A 9317-nucleotide genomic window follows, 5' to 3' on the forward strand; every position below is an offset into this window, starting at 1 on the left:
AGCGCGAATGCGCTCAGGTGCCGATTTCGTCGGCCTCCTCTTCGTCGAAGCGCGCCACCATCGAGAGGGAAACGGCCGGGTCGGGCAGCGACGCGCGCAGCACCAGGTGGGTGCGGATGTCGGCGATGCCGGGCAGGTGGGCCACTTCCTTGCGCACGTCGTCGATTGCCAGTGGCGTCGCCGCCACGGCCTCGACCATGAAGTCGAGCTCGCCGGTGAGCAGGTAGATGGCGCCGATGCCGGGGATTTCGCGCATGCGCGCCAGCAGCTGCGCCGAATCGCCGTCCTTCTCCATGGTCACCAGCAGCCAGGAACGCAGCGTCTCGTGCGAGGGCTTCTGGCGCAGGATCACCGTGTAGCCGCTGATCACGCCGGTGCGCTCGAGCCGTGCGATGCGCGCCTGCACCGAGCTGCGCGACAGGCCCAGCCGGCCGGCCAGTTCCACCGCGGTGCTGCGCGCGTTGCGCTGCAGGTAGGCCAGCAGCAGGCGATCCTTGGCGTCCATGGGCGGATCCTTCGCAGGTAGCGAGGGGGATTTCCTCAGGATGCAGTGTTGGCAGAGGCCCGGGTGGCGGCAAGGCCATCCCGACGAGTGACGGCCGGCGCCGACGAAACGCCGGAAAGGCCGGTTTTCAGCCGCGCGCGCGGCTGCGGAACGCCAGCGGCGTGCACCCGCAGGTGCGCCGGAAGAACTTGACGAAGTTGGTCGGCTCGGAGAACCCCAGGCGGTGCGCCACCTGCACCACGCTGTCGTCGCCGTGCGCCAGCAGGCGCCGCGCTTCCAGGGCGACGCGCCGGTCGATCGCCTCCTTGGCGGTGATCCCCGTGGCGGCGACGCACGCGCGCGACACGGTGCTTTCCGAATAGCCCAGCCGCCGGGCGTAGTCGAGGACCGACAGGCGGCGGTGGAAGTGGGCCTCGAGTTCGCGCAGGAACAGCCGGTGGATGCTGCCTTCGGGTGCGGGCGCAACGGGCCGGCACTCGCGCGCCAGGCGCAGGAGCAAGGCCATGAGTTCGTGGCGGATGAAAGCGGCTTCGAGGTCGGTGCCCGCAAAGGCGTCGAGGTCCGCCTGCAGGCGCGCGGCCGTGGCCAGGGCGTGGCGGAAGAGCGCGCGCGACGGGCGGGCCGTGGCCGGCCAGTCCGGCAGCGCCAGCAACTTGGCGTCGAGGGCGTCACCCGCGACCAGCACCAACCGGCCCTGGAGCGCGGGCTCGGGTTGCCAGCGGTGCACCTGGCCCGGCTTCACGACGAGCAGCGTCCCGGCCGCGAGCGGCACGCGCGCGAAATCGACGCTGTGCTGCCCGCGCCCGGCCTGCACCAGCAGCAGCATCAGGAAGTCGACGCGTTCGGGCGCCCCGAGCGCCGCGCCGGTGCGCCGGCGCAATTCGGCGAGCGTCATCACCTCGACGCCGATGCGTGCGAGGCGCGGGTTGTGGAAGCGGACGTCCTGCAGCGCCGGGCGGGGCATGCCGGCAGTCTACGCCTTGTTTTGACCATCGATTGGCGCAGCTTCACCTTGGCCGTGTAAATGGCGGTCGGGACAATTCCGGACACCAACCCAAGGAAATGACCATGACCTCACCGAAACAGCAAGTGCTGGCCCTGCTCAAGGGCATCGAGACCGGCGAAACCGCGCCGGCCGCGGCGATCAACCCGTCCAGATACATCCAGCACAACCTCGCGGCGGCGGACGGCCTCGCGGGCTTCGGCGCCCTGATGGCGCAGCTGCCCCCCGGTTCCGCGCGCGTGAACACCGTGCGTGCGTTCCAGGACGGCGACTTCGTCTTCACGCACACCGACTACGACTTCTTCGGCCCGAAGATCGGCTTCGACATCTTCCGTTTCGAGGACGGGAAGGTCGTCGAGCACTGGGACAACCTGCAGGACAAGCCCGCCGCGCCCAACCCCAGCGGCCGCACGATGACCGACGGCCCGGCGCAGGCGCGCGACCTGGCGCAGACCGAGGCCAACAAGCGCCTGGTGCGCGCATTCGTCGACGACATCCTGGTCCACGGCCGCATGGACCGGCTCGCGGGCTACTTCGACGGCGACCGCTACCTGCAGCACAACCCGCAGGTCGCCGACGGGCTCTCGGGGCTGGGCGCCGCGCTCGAGGCCATGGCCAAGGCCGGCGTGAGCATGACGTACGAGCGCATCCACCGCGTGCTGGGCGAAGGCGACTTCGTGCTGGTCGTGAGCGAAGGAAGTTTCGCCGGCCGCCATTCGTCCTTCTACGACCTCTTCCGCGTGCAGGACGGCAAGGTCGCGGAGCACTGGGACACCATCGAGGCGATCCCGCCGCGGGCCGGGTGGAAGAACGCCAACGGCAAGTTCTGACGCGTACGCCGCACTCCTACACGCAACGCCGCCGCGCACTGATGCGCCGGCGGCGCGCGCCGCCTAGGCTTGCGGCATGAAGCGCATCGCCGTTTCGGTGCTCGCCTGCGTGAGCCTGCTGGCAGGGGCCCAGCAACCCAAGCCCGCGGGCACCTCGCTCGGGTCGGTCACGGTCTCCGGCTCGATGCCGGTGGAGAAGTCGTACCGCAAGATGGTCGAGGGCATGGACCTCTTCGAGCGCCTGAAGCCCGAGTTCGCGCCCCAAGCGCAACTGCGCTACAAGCTCCTGCCGCGCAAGCCGGGCACGAACATGGACGACGTCCAGCTGGAGGTCGTCGGCAACACCTTCGCCTATCCGGTTGCGGTCGCGCCCGACCGCACCTTCACGCTGGCGCGCGATGCGAAGGCGATCGCCGAGGATGCGGTGGTATCGCCCAACCGCAAGCGCCTCACCATGACGTGGCGCACTGAGGTCCGCACGCCGGGCCTGCCCGCGAACACGCGGCGCCTGGGCGACCTGCGGCTGGAGTGCCGCGTGGGCATCCAGGCCAGCCTCGTGTCCAACACCAACCCGCTGACGCAGGCGATCTCGGACCTGCTCACCAGCCCCACGCGCTACTGCAGCCAGAAGAATTCCAAGTACCTGTTCTTCGCCGAGCGCGCCCTCTTCTCGGTAACGCTCGAAAGCGGCACGCGGCGCGAGGTGCTCGCCATCGACCAGCTGTATGCGAAGGCAAGCGACGACCCGGGCCTCAAGGCCGACCTGCCGTTCTGCGACTGCGAGGTGATGCTGGACCGCACCTACTTCCTGCCGCTGGGGGACGCGAGCTGGCCCGACGACACGCGCGTGGTCTTCGAGTTCATGGAGGACGCGCCGTGAAGGCCGCGCTTGCCGCACTGCCGCTCCTGCTCGGCGGCTGCGCGCTGCTCGGCCCGGGTTCGATCGACGAGTCCGGTCCCGGCGTGATGCGCGGCGCGGTGGCACCGGCGTCTGCGCAAGCGTCCGTGTCCCCGGGCCAATCGCGCGAGCAGGTTTCCGCGGCGCTCGGCCGTGCCAACGTCATCCGCTTCGACAGCGGCTGGGAAGTGTGGGTCTACCGCTGGCCGGGCGCCGACCGCAGCACGCGGGGCGCGACGGAGTTCGTCGTGTTGTTCGATGCGAACGGCAACGTGAAGAAGACCCGGCTGCGCGCGGGCTACCGGTCGTGACTACGGCCCGGCGGCATCGCGTCCTACGAGTGCCGCGATGTAGCGCTCCTTAACATCCACCGCATGTTGGAACGCTCGCAACAAGCATTCGAGGCTTGGCGCGCCGCAGACAACGAGGCGCGCGCCAAGGAAGCCCGGCTCGCGCAAGCGTGGCAGGGTTTCTTCGCCCACGAGTCCCCGGCCCCTCCCGAGAAACTGTTCCTCGAGGTGTCGCGCGCACGCACGCAAGCCAACGCGAAGCTCGCCCAGGCCATCGCCCGCATGGGCGCGCAACTCAAGGCGGACCACCCGCGCTAGTTACACGGACGGCGCTCCGTCCTACAGCTGAGCTTCACACATCTGATTAACATTGGATGGTGAATTCCAAGCCCGGCCAAGCCTTCGAGGCCTGGCGCTCCGCGGACAGCGCCGCCCGCAGCGCCGAACAACGACTCCAGGAGGCGTGGTCCAACTACGCGCAGGGGTTGGCCGCGCCGCCGCCCAACGAGCTCATCCAGGAAGTCGCACAGCTGCGCAAGGTGGCGCACGAAAGGCTGACCGCCGCCATTGCCGTCATCGGCACCGAGGCGCACGACAATCGCAGCAGCAAGCCCGGTCCGCGCACCGAGCGCCCGTCATCCCGCTGAGGGATTCGCATCCGCCTCGCCGCCCGGCGAACCTCCCACCAGCCGCCGCCGCCGCTCGATCATCTTGAGCTTGGCCAGTGCCGTCTGCGCGCCATGGCCGCTCCCCTGGTCGTCGGCGACGCGGTGTGCCGAGCGCCGCTCGCGCCGCGGCAAGCCGGCGGCGCGCGCGTCGTCGCGCTCATGCGGGGCCGCTTCGGCCCGATCCTGGGGTTCCCGTTCCTTCATCGCGTTGTTTCTGTCCCGATGGCCCCCCATTGCGTTTGTGGACCACGCGCACCTGCGCGGGCTGTGGCTTGCGCTCGCGGCGGTTCATCTCCGCCAGCGCGCTGCGGGATCCATGTCCCACCGCCGCGCGTCCACGCACTTCGCCGTCCGACATGGGGTCCACCATCATGTTGCCGAGGGGTGAAGGCATTGAAGCAAGCAGGCTGCGGCCCCGTCGTAGGCGACAGCCGATCCTTGGCCGTCGCACTCTGCTTTCAATGCGGCGTCCTACAGATGTGTCAGCCGCGTCCCTACACCACCGCTGAGCCACCCATGCGCCAATAGGCGCGCCTGCTCAGGGAAACACGCGTGCGCCGCCTACCTTTCTTCGCCCCGCCCGCCCGGCCGGTCCTCTACCTGGGACTCGTCGGCTTCACGCCGGCCGAAACCCGCCTGATCGAATCGCAACTCGAACTCGCGCCCGTAGGCGGCGTGCACTGGGTCCTGGCGCCGTTCGCCGGCGCCGACGCGTGGATGATCAACGGCGCGCGCACGCATGTGCTCGCCCCCGATGAAGTGTGCGTCGCCGCTGCCTCGCCGGCCGAAGATTCCGTGCGCCTGCGCCTGGCCGAGGTCGACCGGCCGGTCGCCTTCTCGCGCCCGCTGGCCGACGCGGACTTCGAGCCCGCGTGCACCTTCGAGCTCAGCTCGGTGTCGTCGCTGGTCATCCTGCTGGCGAAGTTCTCGCAATGGCTGCGCCCGCGCGCGATGCTGCTGGCGCTGGCCGACCTGTTGACCCTGCACGCGGCCAACATCCGCCGCCGCAGCCGCGTGTGGCACCTGACCTGCGACAACCGGCTGGTGGGCGTGGTCGACCTGCAGGGTGACATCGGCGTGCTGCCCGATGCGACGCTCGGCGACCTCGCGCGCGCCTCGTGGCTGCCGCGCCCGGACGCCGCGGGCTACGTGCCCGACAACTTCGCGCGCAAGTCGATCGCGGGCTTGCTGTGGGAGTACGCGGGCCGCACGCAGCGCGACCTGCTGCCCGCGCGCTACCGCGAGTCCCCCATCCACCTCAAGCGCGCGCCGCTGCTGGGCTACCGCCTGTTCAACGACGCGCAGCTGTTCGTGCTGCGCGAACTCGCGCAGGCGCCGCGCACGCTCGCCGAGCTGTGCGCCTCGGCGACCTTCTCAGCGCAGGAGATCGCTCGTGCGCTCGCCGCGTTCTACCTGGTGGGCTCCGTGACGAGCTCGTCGAAGCGGGCCGACGCCGCCCACCGTGAAAGCGCAGCCAGCGTCTGGCCGTGGTGGATGTCGCAGCAGCCCGAGAGCGTGCCCGGCGTGCCCGACTTCACCGCGCCCGGCGCGTTGCCGCTCGCGCATTGAGCGTTCCCACTCCAAAGAGCCATTGATCGCGGCCGATGCGGCCCGTAGTCTCGACGCCTTCACGGAGCATCGAGCATGATGGACAGGCGAGCGGCGACAGCGTGGGTGGTTGTGGCGTTGAGCGGCTGCGGCGGCGGCGGTGGTGGTGGCGAATCGCCCGCGATCGGCGCGGCCCCGCCAGCACCCGCGCCGGCTCCCACGCCCGCACCCGCGCCCGCTCCGACACCTGCGCCTGCGCCCGCTCCGACACCTGCGCCTGCGCCCGCGCCCACACCTGCTCCGGCGCCCGCGCCAACTCCCGCGCCTGCACCGGCGCCGACCCCGGCGCCCGCACCCGCCCCCACACCGGCCCCCGCCCCGACGCCGGCGCCGGCTCCCGCCGCGGGCCTGTCGGCCAACATCGCGCTGTGGGGCGACTCGATCACGGTTCCGGTCTCGCCCAACCTGCAGGCCATCGTGTCGGGCCGCACGGTGTTCGACGGCAGCGGGATCGCGCAGACCTCGCAGCAGGTGGCCGCCCGTGCGACATCGAACGCCGGCACGCGCTCGTGGATCCACGTGATCTGGTGCGGGCACAACAACTTCCTGCTGGGCGGCATCGACCATGTCGTGAGCGACATCTCATCCATCGTGAGCCAGCTGGCCCCGGCCAACGGCAACCGCATCGTGATCGTCTCGATGCTCAACGCCGACCGGCCCGCGGGCCTGCGCGGCGGCTCGGAATACAACACCGTGATGTCGATCAACGCGCAACTGCAGGCGGCCTACCCGAACTTCTACCTCGATGCGCGCAGCGCGCTCGTCGCGCGCTACAACCCCGCCATCGCGCAGGACGTGATCGACCACAACAACGACGTCGTGCCCTCGTCGCTGCGCTACGACGAGATCCATTTCCGCCAGGAAGGCTCGTCCTACGCCGCCCAGCTCATCCGCGATTTCATCGTCGCCAAGGGCTGGTAAACACACTGGCGCCTCGCGGCGGATGGGCGCACACTCGCGCGCCATGGCCACCGTCACCGACACCGACCGCGTGTTCGCGGGCTCGATCCCGCAGCTGTACGAGCGGTTCATGGTCCCCATGATCTTCGAGCCCTACGCCGCCGACATGGCACGCGACGCCGCGGCGCTGCGGCCGGCGAAGGTTCTCGAGCTGGCCGCGGGCACGGGCGTCGTCACGCGGCGCCTCGCGCGCGAGCTGCCGGACGACGTGGCCATCGTCGCCACCGACCTCAACCCCGCCATGCTCGAGGAGGCCGCGCACGCCGGCACCGCGCGGCCCGTGCAGTGGCGCCCGGCCGACGCGATGCAGCTGCCCTTCGAGGACGCAACGTTCGACGTCGTCGCCTGCCAGTTCGGCGTCATGTTCTTTCCCGACAAGGCCCGGGCCTTCGCCGAGGCGCGGCGCGTGCTGCGCCCCGGCGGCACGCTCCTGTTCAACGTGTGGGATCGCATCGAGGCCAACGAATTCATCACCGTGGTCTGCGGCGCGCTGGATGAATTGTTCCCGGAGAACCCGCCGCGTTTCATGCATCGGGGCCCGCACGGCTACCACGACAAGGACACGATCCGCGCCGACCTCGCGCGCGGCGGCTTTCCCTCGGCGCAGGTCGAGACGGTGGCGCATCGCAGCCGCGCCGCACGCGCGCGCGACGCGGTCACCGGCTACTGCCACGGCTCGCCGCTGCGCAGCGACATCGAGGCGCACGGCCCCGACGCGCTGGCGCGCGCCACGGAAGCCGCGGTGGCGGCGCTGGAGCAGCGCTTCGGGCGCGGGCCCATCGAAGGCGCGATCCAGGCGCACGTGGTGCGCTCCGCGCGCGGCTAGCGGCTGTCGCGCTTGGCGGTCGCGCGGTGCGCGGCGCCCAGGGGCTTCACCTCGGCCAGCACCTTCTCCAGTTCGTCGGCGTCGACCGGCTTGACCATGTGGCGGTCGAAGCCCGCGGTGCGGGACTGCTGCAGGTCCTGTTCCTGCCCCCAGCCGGTGAGCGCCACCAGCACCGGGCGCGACCCGCCGGCCTGCGCGCGGATGCGCTTGCACGCCTCGTAGCCGTTCAGGCGCGGCATGCCGATGTCGAGGATCACCAGGTCGTACTCCGCGGCCGCCGCGGCCGTCGCAGCCGCTTCGCCGTCGTGCACCTGCGCCACGGTGTGGCCCATGACCTGCAGCAGCGTGGCCAGGGTCTCCGCCGCGTCGACGTTGTCGTCGGCCACCAGGATGCGCAGCGCCTCGGCGCGCGCCTGTTCGCGCCGCTCCTTCGGCGCGGCCGCATCGGCGCCCTGCGCCAGCGGCAGCTCCACGTGGAAGCGGCTGCCCTTGCCCAGCCCTTCGCTGTGGGCCTTGACGCTGCCGCCGTGCATCTGCACCAGGCGCTGCGTCAGCGACAGGCCGATGCCCAGGCCGCCGCGCGAACGCGACAGCGCCGACTCCACCTGCGAGAACATCTCGAACACCGAATCGAGCTTGTCGGGCGGGATGCCGATGCCGCTGTCGCGCACCGTCACCATGGCCGCGCCGCGCTCGACGTGCACGCCGACCTCGATGCGCCCGCCCGGGTCGGTGTACTTGCTGGCGTTGTTCAGGAGGTTGACGAAGGCCTGCGCCAGGCGCGTGCGGTCGGCCTCCACGGCCAGCTGCTGGTGGTCGGGCAGCAGCACCACGAGGTCCTGGTGCGCCGCCTCCACCAGCGGCTTCACGGTCTCGATCGCGTCGCCCAGCACGTCGCCCAGAGACACCTTGTCGCGCTGCAGCTCGATGCGGCCCTGGTTGATGCGGCTGACGTCCATCAGGTCGTCGATGAGGCGCGCCAGCGCCGCGACCTGCCGGTCGATCAGCTGGGTGGACCAGGCCACGCGGTCGGCGTCGCCGCCCTGGCGCTTGAGGATCTCCACCGCGTTGCGCACGGGTGCCAGCGGGTTGCGCAGCTCGTGCGCCAGCGTCGCCAGGAATTCGTCCTTGCGCCGGTTCGCCTCCATCAGGCGCGCCTCGCTCTGCTGCAGTTCGGCCGTGCGGTCGCGCACGCGCCTGTCCAGCGTGCGGTTCAGCTCGCTCAGCATGTCCTGCGCGTTGCGGCGCTCGGCGATCTCGCCGAGCAGCAGGCGGTTGGCGGTTTCCAGCGCGCGGCCCTTGCGGTGCAGCTCGGCGAACACCGCGACCTTGCTGCGCAGCACCGCCGGGTTGACGGGCTTGTTCAGGTAGTCCACGGCGCCGCTCACGTAGCCTTCGAGGATGTGCTGGTCCTCGTTGTAGTAGGCCGTGAGGAAGATGATGGGGATGCGCGCGGTCTTGCGCCGCTCCTTGACCATCTGCGCCACCTCGAAGCCCGACATGCCCGGCATGCGCACGTCGAGGATCAGCAGCGCGAACTCCTCGGCCATCATCGCCAGCAGGGCCGACTCGCCGGAGCTGGCGCGCACCAGGCGGTAGCCCGGGTCGTCCAGGATGGATTCGAGCGCCGCGAGGTTCTTCGGCTCGTCGTCGACGATCAGGATGCTGACGGGCACCGATGCGGCGTCCGGCAGCGGCATTCCCGAGGCTGTGGTGTCTTCCATGCGCC

Annotated in this window: 12 protein-coding genes; 8 read left to right on the forward strand and 4 right to left on the reverse strand. The window is 70.8% G+C overall.

Annotated elements, in window-relative coordinates; genetic code table 11:
• Window positions 1-13: 13 nt before the first annotated feature.
• Both WG903_RS01590 and WG903_RS01595 read right to left on the reverse strand, forming a co-directional pair.
• Entirely contained in the window at window positions 14-505 is a 492-nt protein-coding gene (locus tag WG903_RS01590) for an Lrp/AsnC family transcriptional regulator (RefSeq protein ID WP_340072438.1), read from the reverse strand.
• A gap of 127 nt (window positions 506-632) precedes the next feature.
• On the reverse strand, window positions 633-1469 hold the full coding sequence (locus WG903_RS01595) for a helix-turn-helix transcriptional regulator (protein ID WP_340072439.1): 837 nt from the start codon (window positions 1467-1469) through the stop codon (window positions 633-635).
• A gap of 104 nt (window positions 1470-1573) precedes the next feature.
• On the opposite strand from WG903_RS01595, the gene WG903_RS01600 reads away from it, so the two are divergent.
• The 5 genes from WG903_RS01600 to WG903_RS01620 all read left to right on the forward strand — a co-directional run bounded on the left by WG903_RS01600 (window position 1574) and on the right by WG903_RS01620 (window position 4173).
• A complete protein-coding gene (locus WG903_RS01600) occupies window positions 1574-2338 on the forward strand; it encodes a nuclear transport factor 2 family protein (protein ID WP_340072440.1) in 765 nt (254 codons plus the stop codon).
• 76 nt (window positions 2339-2414) lie between these two features.
• Window positions 2415-3218 (forward strand): hypothetical protein, encoded by an 804-nt coding sequence (locus WG903_RS01605; RefSeq protein ID WP_340072441.1) that lies wholly within the window; start codon window positions 2415-2417, stop codon window positions 3216-3218.
• The gene (locus WG903_RS01610) at window positions 3215-3547 is read left to right on the forward strand and encodes a hypothetical protein (protein ID WP_340072442.1); all 333 of its coding nucleotides are present in this window, start codon (window positions 3215-3217) and stop codon (window positions 3545-3547) included. Before WG903_RS01605 ends, WG903_RS01610 begins: the two co-directional genes overlap by 4 nt.
• Before the next feature lie 63 nt (window positions 3548-3610).
• A complete protein-coding gene (locus WG903_RS01615) occupies window positions 3611-3844 on the forward strand; it encodes a hypothetical protein (RefSeq protein ID WP_340072443.1) in 234 nt (77 codons plus the stop codon).
• Between the two features lie 59 nt (window positions 3845-3903).
• Window positions 3904-4173 (forward strand): hypothetical protein, encoded by a 270-nt coding sequence (locus WG903_RS01620; RefSeq protein ID WP_340072444.1) that lies wholly within the window; start codon window positions 3904-3906, stop codon window positions 4171-4173.
• Here WG903_RS01620 and WG903_RS01625 read toward each other — a convergent pair.
• Complete coding sequence (locus tag WG903_RS01625) at window positions 4162-4398, reverse strand: hypothetical protein (RefSeq protein WP_340072445.1); 237 nt, start codon at window positions 4396-4398, stop codon at window positions 4162-4164. The genes WG903_RS01620 and WG903_RS01625 overlap by 12 nt on opposite strands.
• A 348-nt stretch (window positions 4399-4746) precedes the next feature.
• Here WG903_RS01625 and WG903_RS01630 point away from each other — a divergent pair, with 348 nt between their 5' ends.
• The 3 genes from WG903_RS01630 (at window position 4747) to WG903_RS01640 (ending at window position 7588) form a co-directional block, all read left to right on the forward strand.
• On the forward strand, window positions 4747-5763 hold the full coding sequence (locus tag WG903_RS01630; protein WP_340072446.1) for a hypothetical protein: 1017 nt from the start codon (window positions 4747-4749) through the stop codon (window positions 5761-5763).
• A gap of 75 nt (window positions 5764-5838) precedes the next feature.
• Complete coding sequence (locus WG903_RS01635; RefSeq protein WP_340072447.1) at window positions 5839-6723, forward strand: hypothetical protein; 885 nt, start codon at window positions 5839-5841, stop codon at window positions 6721-6723.
• A gap of 43 nt (window positions 6724-6766) precedes the next feature.
• Window positions 6767-7588: a class I SAM-dependent methyltransferase gene (locus WG903_RS01640; RefSeq protein ID WP_340072448.1), complete on the forward strand. Its 822-nt coding sequence runs from the start codon at window positions 6767-6769 to the stop codon at window positions 7586-7588.
• On the opposite strand, the gene WG903_RS01645 is transcribed toward WG903_RS01640, so the two are convergent.
• Window positions 7585-9312, reverse strand: coding sequence for a response regulator (locus tag WG903_RS01645; protein WP_340072449.1), 1728 nt, complete (start codon window positions 9310-9312; stop codon window positions 7585-7587). The genes WG903_RS01640 and WG903_RS01645 overlap by 4 nt on opposite strands.
• Window positions 9313-9317 lie beyond the last annotated feature (5 nt).

It is taken from the genome of Ramlibacter sp. PS4R-6 (assembly GCF_037572775.1).
Taxonomy (GTDB): Bacteria; Pseudomonadota; Gammaproteobacteria; order Burkholderiales; family Burkholderiaceae_C; genus Ramlibacter.

Bases quoted from the DNA above. Each gene is read 5' to 3' on its own strand.
- WG903_RS01625 (WP_340072445.1), bottom strand. From the start codon at position 4,398: ATGAAGGAACGGGAACCCCAGGATCGGGCCGAAGCGGCCCCGCATGAG.
- WG903_RS01645 (WP_340072449.1), bottom strand. From the start codon at position 9,312: ATGGAAGACACCACAGCCTCGGGAATGCCGCTGCCGGACGCCGCATCG.
- WG903_RS01600 (WP_340072440.1), top strand. From the start codon at position 1,574: ATGACCTCACCGAAACAGCAAGTGCTGGCCCTGCTCAAGGGCATCGAG.
- WG903_RS01595 (WP_340072439.1), bottom strand. From the start codon at position 1,469: ATGCCCCGCCCGGCGCTGCAGGACGTCCGCTTCCACAACCCGCGCCTC.
- WG903_RS01590 (WP_340072438.1), bottom strand. From the start codon at position 505: ATGGACGCCAAGGATCGCCTGCTGCTGGCCTACCTGCAGCGCAACGCG.
- WG903_RS01640 (WP_340072448.1), top strand. From the start codon at position 6,767: ATGGCCACCGTCACCGACACCGACCGCGTGTTCGCGGGCTCGATCCCG.
- WG903_RS01605 (WP_340072441.1), top strand. From the start codon at position 2,415: ATGAAGCGCATCGCCGTTTCGGTGCTCGCCTGCGTGAGCCTGCTGGCA.
- WG903_RS01615 (WP_340072443.1), top strand. From the start codon at position 3,611: ATGTTGGAACGCTCGCAACAAGCATTCGAGGCTTGGCGCGCCGCAGAC.
- WG903_RS01635 (WP_340072447.1), top strand. From the start codon at position 5,839: ATGATGGACAGGCGAGCGGCGACAGCGTGGGTGGTTGTGGCGTTGAGC.